This window comes from Candidatus Sulfurimonas baltica (assembly GCF_015265455.1).
GTDB lineage: Bacteria > Campylobacterota > Campylobacteria > Campylobacterales > Sulfurimonadaceae > Sulfurimonas > Sulfurimonas baltica.
Map to the genome: position 1 here is coordinate 1,468,436 of NZ_CP054492.1, position 15,270 is coordinate 1,483,705.

Below are 15,270 nucleotides of genomic sequence, written 5' to 3' on the forward strand. Positions count from 1 at the left end.
AAAGAAAAATGGTAAAAAACATTGAATCCAAAGATATAAATGTTTAAATTGTAATACAAATTTTTCATCCAAAAGAAGACCAGATAAACTCAAATAAGTCATTTTTTAAAAGTATATTTATAAACGGCAAACTCTAAGTGATTTAGCAGAAGACTATAAGAGAAGTACTGGTTGGATTCAGAAACAAATATCTGACTATGAGTCAGAGATTAAAGTTCATATACCAAGAGGTTTTGTGCTATTGATTCGAGGCTAATAAGTTTGGAGTGGTGAAGAATTTGTGATACTATTTATACATACAGATGCTATAACTGCAAAAAATATAGCTGAAACATTAAAAGACAGTATAGAAAAAAATGAGCATCATATAGCAGGTAAAATAACTGGAGTGGTAACCTTATTTCATACATAGAATTTAAATAATTCTAAGTTAAAATAAAACGAATAAAGGTAGTCCATGAGAACTAGTAAATACACCAAAGAATTTAAAGATTCCACAATTCAATTAATACTTAATAATAACGAGAGTGTCTCAAAGATAGCAGCTGATTTAGATATACATGTAAAGACTTTATATAACTGGATGAGCAGTTATAAAAAAGAGCATAGAATACCAATGAGAGTTGTAAATACATCATCTTCAACAGAGACACTAGATGAAGAGAATAAACGCCTCAGACGAGAGGTAAAGCTTTTAAAGCAAGAGCGTGACATTTTAAAAAAGGCGACCGCGTACTTCGCCAAAGAAGTTCTATAAAGTACGCCTGGATGTATGAACATAGAAAAAGTTTTAGTATTAATCTTATGAGTAAAGTGCTCAAGGTAGATAGGACATCTTATTATCATTGGATAAAAACTGGATGCATTACTAAAAAAGTAGACGAGCAACTCAATGATTTGATTGAAGTTATATTTATTCAAGGTAGAAAAAACTATGGCACAAGAAGAATTCAAGACAAACTAAAAGAACTCTACGGTGTATTAGTATCAAGAAAGCGTATCTCCAGTATCATGAAAGAACTGGGTCTAAAAGTGAACATGAAAAGAAGATATAAAAATACGACAGATTCTAATCATAACTTACCAATAGCTCCTAATCTCCTAAACATGGATTTTTATGCATCTGCTCCAGATGAAAAATATGTAGGAGATATTACATATATCCATACAGGTGAAGGTTGGCTCTATCTGGCTACTGTGATTGATTTATACTCAAGAAAAGTTGTCGGTTGGTCTATGGATGACACTATGAAAGTTTCACTTGTAAATGATGCCTTAAGCATGGCTATTAAGCATAGAAACCCTTCCGAAGGGTTACTATGGCACACAGATAGAGGGAGTCAATATGCTTCTTATGCACATAAAGATTTATTGGAAAAACACTCTATAATTCAAAGCATGAGCAGAAAAGGCAACTGCTGGGATAATGCAGTGGCTGAGAGCTTCTTTAAAACACTCAAAAGTGATTTAGTGTATCAGACATATTTTTATACGAAGAGGCAGGCAAAACAAGAGATATTTGAATATATAGAATTTCATTATAACAGAGTCAGATCACATAGTTATCTTGGAAACTTATCACCTGTTAAATTTGAAGAAATAAACAAAGTGTTACAAATGGAAATGGTTGCTTAGAATTTATAAAAAAGTGTATGAATTTAAGTTACCACTCCAAACAGCAAGTTTTGGAATAACTCAATATAGAAGTGGCGATATACTAAAATCTATGTTTCAAATATGTGATGAAGACTTATATATTGCTAAAGAGAATGGTAGGAATAGAGTTGAGCTAATATAGTTGATAGTGTCATACAATATTATGTTCTACAACCTGTAGAGACTGTGAAAGAACTAATCATGTATCAGTAAAAAGTGTCGAGCTTAAGAATATTTTTAAGGTTCAGGCGGAAAAACTCATTTTTTGACGAAAAAATGTCCTAAAAAAGTATAAAACTGCAAGATACTCCGCTATTTCTTGCTTGATACTCTCAAGATTGCCACTTTTTAACGCTTTCATAAGCTTTTGAAACAGTGCAATGCCAATCAGGTTCAACAATCTTCTGAAATTATAGGTGAGCATAATGAGAGCATTTTCTCCAGCAACTTTTGTTTTACCACGCATCAGAAAGTGGCTCCAGCCAAGATTTTGTTTGATTGTACCAAAAGGATGTTCTGCCAAAGCGGCACGTTGTTTAATCATAGTTCTAGCCTTGGGTGTCTGCATCTTTGTACGGTGTTCGACAATGAGTGCTTCATGCTCCCAGCGCCAGAGACGTTTTGCAGGTGTTTTCTCAGGAAGACACTCTGAACGTAATGGACAGACTTTACATACAGAGTGGGTACCGAAATACATAAAACGCTTGATACCCTTATTCTCATAAATAGTTTTTTTTCGCTTTAACACTTTGTTGTTTGGGCAGTGATAGCAATCGTTGGCTTCATCATAATGAAATGCATCACGAGGAAACTTTCCTCTGTCTACTTGCTTTTTTTGCTTATCTTGTATGGGTACATAAACATCTATTCCCTCATCAACACATCTCTTAATCTCTTTTGGATTGTAGTAACCTGCATCAGCTACGACTTTGATATGTTTATTGCCTGTAGCTTCTTTAGCTTGAGTTGCTAGAGGATAAAGTTGATCTAAGTCAACTCCTTTGGTGGAGATGTCAGTAGCGACAATAAACTTGTATTTACCATCAACAGCAATCTGGGTATTATAGGCCATAAGATGATGTGCCGGTTTACGCATCAAGGTAGCATCGGGATCACTTTTGCAATATTGTGTTACATTACGCTCTTTCAATGTGTGTAGATTACTGTTCAATTTTGATTTATATTTTTTAAGTCGATCCAGATATTGCTTGTGTACTACTGGTGCTATCTCTTTCTTCTCACAGCTATCGCTATACTCTAGTGAACTTAAATACTCTGCTATTTTCTCATCAACAGATTCTATATCCTTACGAGTCATTGTTTCAGAGATAAGTTGATTCTTTGATGCATTAGCCCGTAAAAAGGCACCGTCAATGGCAACGACTTCTCCATCAATCAAATCGACAGAACGGCATAGCATTACAAAGTCACGAAATAATTGTTTCAGTACCTTGGGATTATCTTTGCGAAAGTTAGCAATAGTCTTGTATCCAGGAGTAAGTCCAGCACAAAGCCACATCATCTCAACATTGCGTTTAAGTTCACGTTCGAGCTTTCTAGAACTTCGGATACTATTGAGATATCCATAGAGATAAATCTTCAAAAGTAGTGCTGGATGATATGCTGGTTGACCATCCAAACTACCACTACTTGTAAAGACTCCAAAGGCAGCCATATCTATACTGTCAACATAACTATCAATAGCTCTTACTAGATTATTCTCATCAACATACTCATCCAGACTGGGTGGAAAAAGAAGTTGTTGATTACGGTTTAAACCTTCTTTGTAATTTGGCATTGTTAAGCCTTTTTCGTAGATATATAATATATCTATTTTAGCTTATTTGTGATTATCACTTGCTTTGGGAGTTCTTTCACAGTCTCTGTACCTTTTGGAGTATGCTCCAAAATTCAACTCTATTTGGAACAGGATAATTTTTAGTAAAAACTGCTCCAAAAGTAAGTATATTTTGAAAATGCTATATCCTCTTTAATCAATCTGTATCAGTAGCACCTTTTCTTTGATCTAGAATCTTTTCTTTATGATGTTTCCCTATAAGATAATAAGTGATACCAAGCGCTAAAACTACTGCAGCTGTAGCAAAAATATACATTGGGGTTATAGTACTAAAGTCTATTATAATTACTTTTCTAGCAATTGCCATCAATGCCGTTGCAACTACTAATTTAATTGGTATTACATCTGTTCTTAGATACATAACAATATTTTGATAAATTTCTATGGCTATAAGTACAACAAGAAAAGCTGCAAAGGTTTTAAATATGTCTGATATACTAAGTAACATAAATGGTGGAGCCATTAGATTTTGATAAAGTACATATACAACATCCCCTACACCCCAAAATATTACAAGTACCATTAATATTGCTAATACTTTTACCGCTATCTTTATTATTTTATGTAAAAATGCGATTAAAGCATCTTCATGCTCTGTCGGTAGTTCGTCATGAATATTCATTATATTTCCTTGTTAAATAATTTATTTACTCTTGATTCAGGGGAATGTAAATTAACACATCTGTAAAAGTGTTTCTAAGTAGATAAGAAGCAGTAGAACTAAGAAATGAACCTACAATGTCAGATCCACTAGAACCAAGAACAATAAGATCACTTTGTTTATTTTGAACATACTCAAGTAAACTCTTATTAATAGATGAAAAACTTTTAATCATATCTATATGCCTAATACCTACATCTTGTTTAAAGATATCTGCATATGACCGACCTAAGAAGTCTGGGTACTCTTCTTCATTATTTGACTTGAGTGTATAAAATTCCATTGTAAAATCATCTAAACTTTTATAAGCATGTATAAGTATAATAGGAGAAGATTTAAATGCTATTTGTGTGAATAGAACACTTTTTTTAGAAGAACTCGAGAAGTCTGTTGGTGCTAAAATATTTTTGTAAGCTCCTTGAAAACTATTTTTAATTACTAAAATAGGACGCCCGCTTTCTTCTGCAATTTTTTGTACAGTAGACCCAAGATAGTAGTCCTCAATTTTTGCTTTTGAATGTGAACCAAGAATAATCAAATCAGCATGAATTTTTTCGGCCATATGCATAACTTGTTCGGAAGCATCCCCTATAGTGATATTAACAATATATTCAACAGATTTAGACTCATTTAGTGCATTTATTTTATGGACTATCTTCTTTTTGATAGCATCTTTGTCAATTTTCTTTCCTAAATATTGGGAGGTTATTTCTATATCCATTAGTGGTATATCAATCGTATGAATGAAGTGTAGTTGTGCATTTGTTTCTTTTGCAGTAAACATCGCTCTTTTCATAACTTCATCATCTAAAATAGACATGTTGATTGCAGCAAGTATAATATGTAACTTCCTCATAATTTCTCCTCTAGTTAGTAATTACTTTAACTATTTTAACATGTTTTGTATAATTCCATAACTAAGGTTTTAAAACTTCTGGAATATGGATAGTCTCATCTTTGTTTTGATTATTTTCCATGATTGGAATGTCCTTTACAAACTAGACATTTACTTAAACTGTACCTTTTGGAGTATGTTCAAAAATTCAACTCTATTTGGAGCAATCTTTCCGTTGCTAAAAATTGTTCTAGATATAAGAGTTTTAATTAACATCTATGCTCGTGAATAACTCCTATATTTTTAAGCATCTTCATATTGATTACGCAGAGCTAAAAACTCATCTAAATCTTCAAAAAATAAATTGATTAGATTTGGGTCAAAATGTTTTCCACTCTCTTGTTTAAAAAGATTTAAAATATCTTTTAATTCCCAAGCTTTTTTATATACTCTGTCATGTCCAAGAGCATCAAATACATCTGCAACCGCAGTTATCCTTCCAAAAATAGGTATATCTTCACCTTCTAAAGAGTTTGGATAACCAGTTCCATTCCATTTTTCATGGTGTGTTCTAGCAACTAAAGCAGAAGCTTGAAGGATTTGTCTGTTTGAATGTTTAAGCATTTCGTAACCAATACTTGAATGAGTTTTCATAGTTTCAAATTCTTCAAATGTTAATTTGCCAGGTTTGTTTAAAATGCTATCAGGTATACCAACTTTACCTATATCATGCATTGGGCTTGCTTGTTTTAGAAGAAGTGCATCTTCTTCACTAAGTCCTGCTAATTTTGCTAAAAGATAGGAATATTCTGCAACTCTTTTTACATGCTGTCCTGTCTCTTTACTTCTTGTCTCACCAATGGCACCCATAGTCATAACTACTTCTCTTTGTGTATTGGTTATCTCTTCATTTAGAGTGATTATTTCTGTTATATCATACATGATTTGAAGAACTTCAACTATATTACCTTTTAAGTCAATAATTGGATAGAATAGATTATTAACCACAAATTCTTGTTTATCTTTTGTGACATTTGTCATAATCTCTTGAACGATTTGTTTACTTTGAAGTTTCTCTCTTATTTTTGCACATTTTTGAGTTTCTCTATGCTTTTCATGTCTTAATTCTTCACAATTTTTACCGATAAGCTTTTCTAATGAATATCCGCTAAGTTCACAAAATCTTTCATTAGCATACTTAATAATATTATTTGTATCTGTTTTCAAGATTGCTGTTGTTGTATTAATTGCATCTTCATATTGAGCTGTATAATTTAAATTATCTTCCAAGCTTTTATTGGTAGTGTCTAGTTCATTTTTAAGTATATGCTTATACTCTTCAAGCTCAGTCACATCATTTCTAATACCTATGTATTCTTTAAAAGAGCCATCTTTATTATAGATAGGAGTAATTTCAGATAAAACATAATAAGGACTTCCATCTTTACGTCTATTTTTTACAAGACCTTTCCAGCTTTTCCCACTTTGTATAGTCTCCCACATATCTTTAAAAACTTCACTACTAACATCCTGATGTCTTACAATATTATGTGGCTTACCTATAAGCTCTTCTTTAGTATACCCAGAAATGATTTCAAAGTTTTTATTGACATCTTTGATAATCCCTTTTTTATCAGCAACTGAAAAAATAGATGCTTCATCTACTGCATGTCGAAACTGTTCTAAGTAATTAATAGTTCCATCAAGCTCTTCGCTTGTTTTTGAGATTAATGTTGTTAAAGCTTTGAGTGTTATATCTTTAGCATTTGAAGTTTTTGAAGTTTTAGGTGCTGTTAATTTTTTTTGATTATTTTGTCCTTCATTTAGAATGACATAGGTCGTTGTTATATTTAAAAGATTATTTGAACAACTTTTGGCATCATGAAAAAATTCTCCATAAGTAACAAAGCCTGAAGTAGGAGCTAAATTATTTATGATTTCGACCTCTTCATCCAAAAATGTTCCAAGCATAGAACGTCTTGCACTACAGCTATAAATATAGATTGCTTCGTTTTTGTATTGCATTTCATTAAGTAATTTTTGTTTGTTGTATTGGTTGATAAAATCAACATTAGCATAACCAAACTTCACCATCTGCCCACAATACATAGCTCCCCTAAAAGTAAGAGAGCCGTCTTCATGTGCAATAATGGGTGCTCTTCCTACGTCTGTGCCATTGTCTTGAAAAATTAGAGGAAACTCAGTTCCATGAACTAAAATATTTTCAACAACATCTTCTCCTAAATAGTGACTATATATATCTATTACTCTTTTGTTGTCTATCTCATAAACTCTATTACCTTCACATTTAGTAATAGTAAGTTCTTTACCAATTGTTTGCCAATTAAAAAGGAATTTAGTTTGTACTTCTAAAACATCTGAATCTACAGCAGCAAAAACAACATTACAATCATTACATGTATGTGAAAAAATCTCACACTTTTCAAACTTAAAGTCATCTCCAGCATTTCCACCAGCGATTACAATATTTGGATATTCTTGAGTTATTTTTTTTAGTAAACTCTCTGAATCAAATAAAAAAGTATTTGCGTATAATAAAAGAAGTTTTGTTCTATCTGTAATAAGGTCTTTTGAAAGTCTTTCTATGATTTCATTGTTGCTTAAAGAGCAGTAACTCATTGATTTTGTACTAGATGATTCAAATACAGAAAATGAGATTGACATACCACTATCATTAATAGAACCATCAGCAATAGTTCCAGCAGTTGAAGTTACAATAAGTGAAGCATTTGGAAGTATTGATAAAAGTTCTTCTCTGAGTGAATAAACACTGTTTACATCTGTATTGGAATAAAATATCTGAATGAGTACAGAGTTTGTATTTGGAATGGAGTTTGTTCCTATGAATTTTTTAAGAGAATGAAAATCTATATAATTATAGTTCAGTAAAGTCATGTTTATCCATTAGTTTAAAATAAAATATTTAGTATATATGTTTATTATTAAATTAAGATTTATTTTAACTATTTATGTAGGATTAACATTAATTACTGAAGTTTTTGATACTAAAGGTTTTATACAGTGTCTAGTAACAGCAACGTTGTTACATTAATAGTAGGTTTTGGAGTATGTTCCAAAATTCAACTCTATTTTGAACAATAATCCTGTGACTAAAGATTGCTCCAAAATCTAGTGATTTTTGATTTTTTAATGCCCCTAAAATCACGATAACTATCAAGCTTAATTAATAAACTTAATATGCTATACTTACTTTTAATTACAGATACAAGGTTAATTGAATAATGATTTCAAAAGAAAATATAAAAACGAATATATTATTAACAATATTATTAACAATAGCTATGCCAATCATCTTAGGAAAGTTTTTACATAGTTATTTCCATATGGTGATTATAAGTATTCCTCTTCATTCTGCTATTGAAGCATCAGGTGGTGTCATAGCTATTGTTATTGCAATGATTTTTTATATAAAATACTCTAAAAATCTTGTTATTACTCACTTTAACTATTCAACAATAGCACTTTTAGCAATGGGGATTATAGACATATTCCATGCTTCTGTTATGCCTGGTAAAATGTTTGTATGGTTACACTCTACGGCTGTGTTCTTTGGTGGTATTTTTTTTATGAGTGTTTGGCTAAAAGAGATACACGTATCAAAAAAAGTATATTCCTTAATTCCTATTATATTTATAATTTTTCCTATTTTATTTTCATTACTCTCAATTTATTTTTCTCACCTAGTTCCAGATATGTTAAATGCAGACAAAACATTTAGTACGACTGCAAATGTTTTAAATATTATTGGAGGATTGGGATTTTTTATTGCATCATTAAAGTTTGTACTTAACTATATAAAAACTCAAAATACTGATGAAATATTATTTGCTGGACACACTATGTTATTTGGTATTGCAGGTGTACTTTTTGTATCGTCAGTAGTATGGGATATGCAATGGTGGTTATGGCATGTATTAAGACTGTCTGCCTATATAATTGCATTTTATTTTTTATATAGTGAATATCGTAATGAGATTAAAGAAGTAGAACAAACAAACGAAGATCTCGAAATGGCAAATGAAAAAATAGTTGAATTCCTTGATATTGTCGATAAAAATGTTATTACATCAACTACTGATTTAGAAGGAAATATTTTAAGCGTAAGTCAGGCATTTTGTGATATTAGTGGCTATTCAAAAGATGAATTGATAGGTATGAACCATAATATTGTTAGACATCCTGACCAATCAATTAAAATATATAATGTTTTATGGAAAACTATTAACAGTGGTAAGGTGTGGAATGGTGAATTACTCAACAGAAAAAAAGATGGCTCTGGCTATTGGGTAGCTGCTACTGTCACACCCCAATTTGATAGTGATGGAACGCTACACTGTTTTACTGCAGTTAGGCAGGATATTACAGATAAAAAAAATATAGAAATTTTATCTATAACTGATTCATTAACTAATCTTTATAATAGAAGGTATTTCAATACAACAATTGAAAAAGAGATATCAAGAGCAAAACGTGATGGAAAATACTTAGGCTTTTTGATGATGGACATCGACCACTTCAAACTTTATAACGACACATACGGTCATCAAAAAGGAGATATAGTTCTTCAAGAAATAGGAAAAGTATTAACTGAATATACTCAAAGAGCAAGTGATTTTTCATTTAGATTAGGTGGAGAAGAATTTGGAATTTTATTCTCAGGATTAAATGAATCAGATTCACTAGAGTTTGCTCAAAATGTATTAAAAGCTATAGAAGATTTAAAAATAGAGCACAAAAGAAATACAGCAAGTAAATATGTAACAGCATCAGCAGGACTCATAATAAGAAAAAATGAAATTTTACTAAACTGTGAAGAAACATATCTTTTAGCAGACAAATTACTTTATAAAGCTAAAGAGAAAGGTAGGAATAGAGTTGAATTAATATAGTTGATAGTATTACACAATATTATGCTCTACAACCTGTACCTTTTGGTACAAGCCCTTACCTTAAGAAGCTAAAGGCTTGATGCGTTCTAACTCTTCGGCCTCAATTTTTTTTGAGCGATATATATCCCAGCGTGTTTGAAGGTTTAACCAAAAATCTTCACTTACCCCAAAATATTTTGCAAGTCTTAGAGCTGTACTAGGAGTAACCCCACGTTTCATATTTACTATTTCATTAATACGTTGGTAAGGAACATGTATCGCATCAGCAAGCATACGTTGTGTGAGGTTCATAGGTTCTAAAAACTCTTCTAAAAGCATTTCACCTGGATGTGTTGGTTCTCTATGAGTTGGAATACGCATCTTTTCTCCTTTTTAATGATAATCTATTATTTCAACTTTGTCTGGACCACTGACAGTCCACATAAAACAGATTCGGTATTGTTGGTTAATGCGTATACTGCATTGGCCATTTCTGTCACCACTTAGTTTCTCTAAGTGATTCCCAGGAGGAACTTTTAGTTCATCTAGTATTATTACAGAATCAAGTTGATCGAGTTTTCTCGCAGCTATCTTCCATAGTTTATTTGGCAATCGTTTCATTGCCTGTTTACTGGTAACACCGTTAAATATATTTTCTGTTACTACATCTTTAAAAGAAACAATCATATGACATTATATCATAATATCACGGATGTCATGCTATATGCATCTAAAATTATTAAAAGGATGAACTATGAACGTAGGTTATGCAAGAGTTTCAACTTCTAGCCAAAATCTTGAGAATCAAATTGATCAACTTAAAGATGCTGGCTGTGTAAAGATTTTCTCTGAAAAAAAATCTGGTAAAAATAAAGCTGATCGTCAGCAGTTCAATATCATGATGGATTTCGTTCGAGAGGGAGATATACTTTTTATTACAAAGCTTGATAGATTAGCAAGGTCTGTAATAGACCTTCAAAATATTGCTAAGTCTTTAGAAGATAAAAATGTAGATCTAAAGGTCATTCAACAAAACATTGATACTACAACACCAGCAGGTAGATTATTATTTACAATGTTAGGTGCTATTGCAGAGTTTGAAAGAGATCTTATTAACGAGCGAGTGAGAGAAGGAATTGAAGCTGCAAAGAAAAAAGGCGTTCAATTTGGAAGAAAAGCTATTCTAAATAGTAAAGAGAAAAATGTCATATATAAGGAACACGAAAAAGGAAAGTCTGTGGCATGGCTGTCAAAATTCTTCCATGTTGCTCGTAATACGATCTATAGAGCTATTAAAGATGTAGCTAAAAAGAAGTAGTCAGTTTGACTACTTCATAATGTTCAAAAATCCAACTCTATTTGGAACAATCTTTCTGTTACTAAAAATTGTTCCAAATATAAGAGGTTGTGAAGCTATTTATCACTTTAAAATTTCAATACTCATGAGGACAGCCTAAAGAATATTATCAAAATTCTTCATTGCAGTGTAGTTATACTCGTTCTATTCTCGTTGCACTATGATTGTAATCGGGTTGTAAAGACTCACGGTCAAGTAAATCGTTAGTCAAGTAATTTACATCGCGGTTACTAATAGGAATAAAGAGAGTTTTTTCTCTTATAGTATCAGTAATAAGAGCTTTAGTAGTTAGCTCACCTCGACGCGAGATAACTTTTATGGCATCGCCATTTTTTATGTTTAGTATCTCGGCATCTTCGGGATTGATTTCACAAAAATTCAACTCTTTATATTTCAGTAATGTTTTTGGCAGATTTGTCTTGGTTCCGCTATGCCACTGGTCTCTTGTTCTGCCTGTTAAAAGTATAAACGGGAACTCCAAATTTGTTTTTTCACTTAAGAGTTTATTCTCTACGAAAAACAGATTTCCTTTTTTGTCAGGTGTCAGAAATGTCTTTATATCTTTCCCCCAGATAAATGGTTGTGCTGCGAGTTTATCATAAGATATTTCGCTCATATCCATATAATTATTGAGTTTTGTCATCTCTTGGTATTCTTGAAATATCTCTTTAGTATTTGCATAGTCAAACTCTTTTTCGTAGCCCAATCCACATGCCAAGAGTTTAAATATTTCCCAGTCAGGTTTGCATTCTATAGACGTACGGGTTAATTTTTCCTGTTTTGTAATAGTTCTATCAAGGTTGGTTTGAGTTCCCTCTTTCTCTCCCCATGGAGCAGCCGGAAGTAAAACATGCGCGAATTTAGAAGTTTCAGAGTTACTATATGCATTTATCTCAACAACCATAGGGATATTTTGTATTAATTCCTCAACTCTGTTTCTATTTGGAAGATGATAAACCGGGTCTGTGTGGCAGATGATTAAAACATCTAAGTTTGCTTCTAGCATCTGGGTTGCAGTAAGTCCTGGCTTGTTGTCTATTTTGTCAGTTTTCCAAAATTTAGAAACTTTTTTAATACTTTTTTTGTCAAAACCTAAATGAACTGCTAGCATAGTTGAAAGCCCTCCTACTTCTCTTCCACCCATAGCATTTGGCTGACCAGTAAGACTCAGAGGACCGTTCCCGTCTTTGAATATATTTCCCGTTAAGAGGTGTGTATTTATAAGTGCCAAGTTTTTATCTACTCCTTGAACAGATTGGTTTAAGCCCATAGTCCAGGCTGTTATAATATTTTCACTACTTGTATAGAGTTCAAAAAAATCTTCAAACTGCTCGTGCGTCAAACCTGTTCTTTTTAGCATTTTAGTTACAGGAACTCTTTTGAATTTATTTTTTAATAGCTCAAAATTATTTATGTGATTATCTACAAACTCTTTATTATATAGCTCATCATCTATTAATCTTTTTGAAATTAGATTAAAAAAGTCAATGTCACTTCCTACCTTTATAGGCAAATATATATCAGCAACTTTTGCAGTATCAGTATAGCGTGGGTCAATAACTACAATTTTTAGGCCTCCCTTTTTTGCCTTTTTAATTTGGTTATGAAAGACAACATGTGCTTCTGCTGTGTTAGCACCTGCTAGTATAAGTAGGTCTGATTTAAAAATATCATTCATCCTCACAGGCACAAAGTCAGCACCTATAGATTTCTTATAAGCCAAAACTGCACTTGACATACAAGTACGGCTGTTAGTATCTACATTATTTGTACCGATGAACCCTTTTCCAAGTTTATTTGCTATGTAGTAATCTTCAGTAAGAAGTTGCCCTGATAGATAAAAGCCTATTTTATCTTTTGGAGTCTCTTTAATTTTATTTGCAATTATGTCTATTGACTTTTCCCATGATGAAACTTTATATTCATCATTTATATTATCTCTTATATGTGGTCTTAGAAGTCTTGTAGAAGTATCTATACTTATAAGTTCAGAGATTCCTTTAGAGCAGAGACTACCTTCATTAATAGGATAAGTAACATCACCTATAAGCTTATCTTTATCAAATTCTAAACCACAACCAACCCCACAATAACCACAAACTGATTTAATCATTTAAGACTCCACATATATTATAAAAGTATTATATCTTATGTTTTAATGTAAAGTTAAGATTGTATTGTATAAATATGAATCAATATATAGTTTAATAATAAAAATAGTTAAGATATAATTTTTCATTAGAAAATATAGGATGTAATATTAAGACATAATATAAATTTTTAAAATAATGTTTTACGGATATATTTACAAATGATACAAAGCAATATTAAGTTATCTGGTTTTTCACTATCTAAAGGTAAAGAGTTAACGGGTGATGATTTTTACGATATGAAGAGTATAGGCAACTTAACTATCGCAGTAGTTTGTGATGGAGTCGGCAGTGCAGATGCTGGTGCTGAAGCTGCTAAAAGAGCTACAAATTATCTTATAAATAACTTCAAAATTAGACCAAAAGGCTGGTCTATAGAAAAATCAATCAAATCTTTCACAAAATCAATCAATTCTATTCTTTATAAAGAGTCTATGGTTAATTATGAACGACCTGAATTAGTTACTACACTTACAGTTGTAGTTGTAGAAGGAAACAGGCTTTATGGTGCTAATGTAGGAGATAGCAGAGTTTATCTTTACAGAAACAACACAATTAATCAACTCTCCTGTGATCATGCGATGGATGAGCAAGGATATGAAAATGTTCTTACTCAGGCTATAGGAATTGAGCAGACAATAGAACCTTTTTATTTTGAAAATATTGTTGAAAAAGATGACAAAATTTTACTTTGCAGCGATGGGCTATATAACCTGATGAGTAAAGAGCAACTAGAATCAGGAATAAGTTTAGGTGCTCACTCTTTAGTTACAAAAGCTAGTAAATCAGTAGATGACTGCCTACCTGATGACACTACAGCAGTAGTTATAGAAATTGTAGCTGCAAATGAAGTTGCAATACTAAAACAGCAAAATCTACTTATTCCACTAACTCTAAAGCAAGGTCAAGTTGTTGATGGGTACACGCTTGAGAAATCTCTTATTCAAAATAATAGAACTTGGCTATGTTCTAAAAAAACAAAAAAATATGTAGTTAAATTTGCTCCACTTGAAGCGATTGATAATGAAGAGATATTAGACTTTTTTGTAAAAGAGGAGTGGAATGCAAAACGGTTAAAAGCTCACTTCTTTGCAAAAGCAGTATTACCAAAAAATAGAACCCAAAGATACTATGTAATGCAGCTGTTTAAAGGTGAAGATTTAAATAGTTATCTGGAAAATAAGCTGCTTAGTATTGATGATGGAGTTAATCTAGCTTCAACACTTTTAAATATGTCTCAGTATCTCCTTAAATATGATTTAGTTAATGGAGATATAAAACCTAATAATATAATGCTTACAAAAGATAATAATGAAAACATAGAGTTTAAAATTATAGATTTTGGAAGTATGACAGAGATATTTTCCACAGACACGAAAGCTGGTACACCGAGCTATTTATCTCCTGAGAGATTTCAAAACGAAGCTATTAGCGAGACAACAGAAATTTTCTCCATCGGTGTAACTCTCTATTTGGCACTAACAAGCAAATATCCTTATGGAGAAATTGAGCCTTTTCAAAATCCTACATTTAAAGCTGCCAAAAAACCAAGTACTTACAATAAAAATATTCCAGATTGGTTAGACAGTGTAATACTTCGCTCAATTGCAATAGATAAAGAGAGAAGATATGAACACTATTCAGAGATAGCTTATGAATTGAAATTTCCTTCAAAAGTAAAACCATATTTTCCTAAAAATGCATCACTTATCGAGAGATCACCTTTGATGTTTTATAGAGTCGGATTTATAGTCGTTACTATTATAAATATGGCACTGCTTTTATTAATAGGGTATCAAAACAGCTAGTTATAGGCTATTTAGATACTTATAACTTCTTCACT

Annotated in this window: 14 protein-coding genes; 7 read left to right on the top strand and 7 right to left on the bottom strand. The window is 31.8% G+C overall.

The window, feature by feature from the left end; translation table 11 throughout:
* The first annotated feature begins 280 nt into the window (after positions 1-280).
* From HUE88_RS14015 to HUE88_RS07410, 4 genes are read left to right on the top strand one after another with little or no spacing between them, the layout of a single operon-like run.
* A complete protein-coding gene (locus tag HUE88_RS14015) occupies positions 281-412 on the top strand; it encodes a hypothetical protein (RefSeq protein WP_268245912.1) in 132 nt (43 codons plus the stop codon).
* Positions 413-457: 45 nt separating this feature from the next.
* Complete coding sequence (locus HUE88_RS07400; protein WP_194368079.1) at positions 458-757, top strand: transposase; 300 nt, start codon at positions 458-460, stop codon at positions 755-757.
* 11 nt (positions 758-768) lie between these two features.
* Positions 769-1,635, top strand: coding sequence for an IS3 family transposase (locus HUE88_RS07405; protein WP_229860027.1), 867 nt, complete (start codon positions 769-771; stop codon positions 1,633-1,635).
* Entirely contained in the window at positions 1,628-1,798 is a 171-nt protein-coding gene (locus tag HUE88_RS07410) for a hypothetical protein (protein WP_194368093.1), read from the top strand. Before HUE88_RS07405 ends, HUE88_RS07410 begins: the two co-directional genes overlap by 8 nt.
* Before the next feature lie 102 nt (positions 1,799-1,900).
* On the opposite strand, the gene HUE88_RS07415 is transcribed toward HUE88_RS07410, so the two are convergent.
* From HUE88_RS07415 to HUE88_RS07430, 4 genes are all read right to left on the bottom strand, one after another.
* The gene (locus tag HUE88_RS07415; RefSeq protein WP_194368094.1) at positions 1,901-3,454 is read right to left on the bottom strand and encodes an IS1182 family transposase; all 1,554 of its coding nucleotides are present in this window, start codon (positions 3,452-3,454) and stop codon (positions 1,901-1,903) included.
* Positions 3,455-3,650: 196 nt separating this feature from the next.
* Positions 3,651-4,136, bottom strand: a complete 486-nt coding sequence (locus HUE88_RS07420; protein WP_194368052.1) for a phosphate-starvation-inducible PsiE family protein — start codon at positions 4,134-4,136, stop codon at positions 3,651-3,653.
* Positions 4,137-4,161: 25 nt separating this feature from the next.
* Complete coding sequence (locus tag HUE88_RS07425; protein ID WP_194368095.1) at positions 4,162-5,031, bottom strand: universal stress protein; 870 nt, start codon at positions 5,029-5,031, stop codon at positions 4,162-4,164.
* A gap of 282 nt (positions 5,032-5,313) precedes the next feature.
* Positions 5,314-7,926, bottom strand: coding sequence for a PAS domain S-box protein (locus HUE88_RS07430; protein WP_194368096.1), 2,613 nt, complete (start codon positions 7,924-7,926; stop codon positions 5,314-5,316).
* 347 nt (positions 7,927-8,273) lie between these two features.
* On the opposite strand from HUE88_RS07430, the gene HUE88_RS07435 reads away from it, so the two are divergent.
* A complete protein-coding gene (locus HUE88_RS07435; protein WP_194368097.1) occupies positions 8,274-9,941 on the top strand; it encodes a diguanylate cyclase in 1,668 nt (555 codons plus the stop codon).
* Positions 9,942-10,001: 60 nt separating this feature from the next.
* On the opposite strand, the gene HUE88_RS07440 is transcribed toward HUE88_RS07435, so the two are convergent.
* Together HUE88_RS07440 and HUE88_RS07445 are read right to left on the bottom strand one after the other, a co-directional pair.
* A complete protein-coding gene (locus tag HUE88_RS07440; protein WP_194368098.1) occupies positions 10,002-10,301 on the bottom strand; it encodes a HigA family addiction module antitoxin in 300 nt (99 codons plus the stop codon).
* A 12-nt stretch (positions 10,302-10,313) separates the two neighbouring features.
* Positions 10,314-10,607: a type II toxin-antitoxin system RelE/ParE family toxin gene (locus HUE88_RS07445; RefSeq protein WP_194368099.1), complete on the bottom strand. Its 294-nt coding sequence runs from the start codon at positions 10,605-10,607 to the stop codon at positions 10,314-10,316.
* A 67-nt stretch (positions 10,608-10,674) separates the two neighbouring features.
* On the opposite strand from HUE88_RS07445, the gene HUE88_RS07450 reads away from it, so the two are divergent.
* Positions 10,675-11,238 carry a recombinase family protein gene (locus HUE88_RS07450; protein WP_194368100.1) on the top strand — a complete coding sequence of 188 codons (564 nt, stop codon included), beginning with the start codon at positions 10,675-10,677 and terminating at the stop codon, positions 11,236-11,238.
* Positions 11,239-11,410: 172 nt separating this feature from the next.
* Here the strand turns inward: HUE88_RS07450 and HUE88_RS07455 are convergent, their stop codons facing one another.
* Positions 11,411-13,390, bottom strand: a complete 1,980-nt coding sequence (locus tag HUE88_RS07455) for a molybdopterin oxidoreductase family protein (RefSeq protein WP_194368101.1) — start codon at positions 13,388-13,390, stop codon at positions 11,411-11,413.
* Positions 13,391-13,588: 198 nt separating this feature from the next.
* On the opposite strand from HUE88_RS07455, the gene HUE88_RS07460 reads away from it, so the two are divergent.
* On the top strand, positions 13,589-15,235 hold the full coding sequence (locus HUE88_RS07460) for a protein kinase domain-containing protein (protein ID WP_194368102.1): 1,647 nt from the start codon (positions 13,589-13,591) through the stop codon (positions 15,233-15,235).
* Positions 15,236-15,270 lie beyond the last annotated feature (35 nt).

Bases quoted from the DNA above. Each gene is read 5' to 3' on its own strand.
- HUE88_RS07400 (WP_194368079.1), top strand. From the start codon at position 458: ATGAGAACTAGTAAATACACCAAAGAATTTAAAGATTCCACAATTCAA.
- HUE88_RS07405 (WP_229860027.1), top strand. From the start codon at position 769: ATGTATGAACATAGAAAAAGTTTTAGTATTAATCTTATGAGTAAAGTG.
- HUE88_RS07415 (WP_194368094.1), bottom strand. From the start codon at position 3,454: ATGCCAAATTACAAAGAAGGTTTAAACCGTAATCAACAACTTCTTTTT.
- HUE88_RS07420 (WP_194368052.1), bottom strand. From the start codon at position 4,136: ATGAATATTCATGACGAACTACCGACAGAGCATGAAGATGCTTTAATC.
- HUE88_RS07425 (WP_194368095.1), bottom strand. From the start codon at position 5,031: ATGAGGAAGTTACATATTATACTTGCTGCAATCAACATGTCTATTTTA.
- HUE88_RS07430 (WP_194368096.1), bottom strand. From the start codon at position 7,926: ATGACTTTACTGAACTATAATTATATAGATTTTCATTCTCTTAAAAAA.
- HUE88_RS07435 (WP_194368097.1), top strand. From the start codon at position 8,274: ATGATTTCAAAAGAAAATATAAAAACGAATATATTATTAACAATATTA.
- HUE88_RS07440 (WP_194368098.1), bottom strand. From the start codon at position 10,301: ATGCGTATTCCAACTCATAGAGAACCAACACATCCAGGTGAAATGCTT.
- HUE88_RS07445 (WP_194368099.1), bottom strand. From the start codon at position 10,607: ATGATTGTTTCTTTTAAAGATGTAGTAACAGAAAATATATTTAACGGT.
- HUE88_RS07450 (WP_194368100.1), top strand. From the start codon at position 10,675: ATGAACGTAGGTTATGCAAGAGTTTCAACTTCTAGCCAAAATCTTGAG.
- HUE88_RS07455 (WP_194368101.1), bottom strand. From the start codon at position 13,390: ATGATTAAATCAGTTTGTGGTTATTGTGGGGTTGGTTGTGGTTTAGAA.
- HUE88_RS07460 (WP_194368102.1), top strand. From the start codon at position 13,589: ATGATACAAAGCAATATTAAGTTATCTGGTTTTTCACTATCTAAAGGT.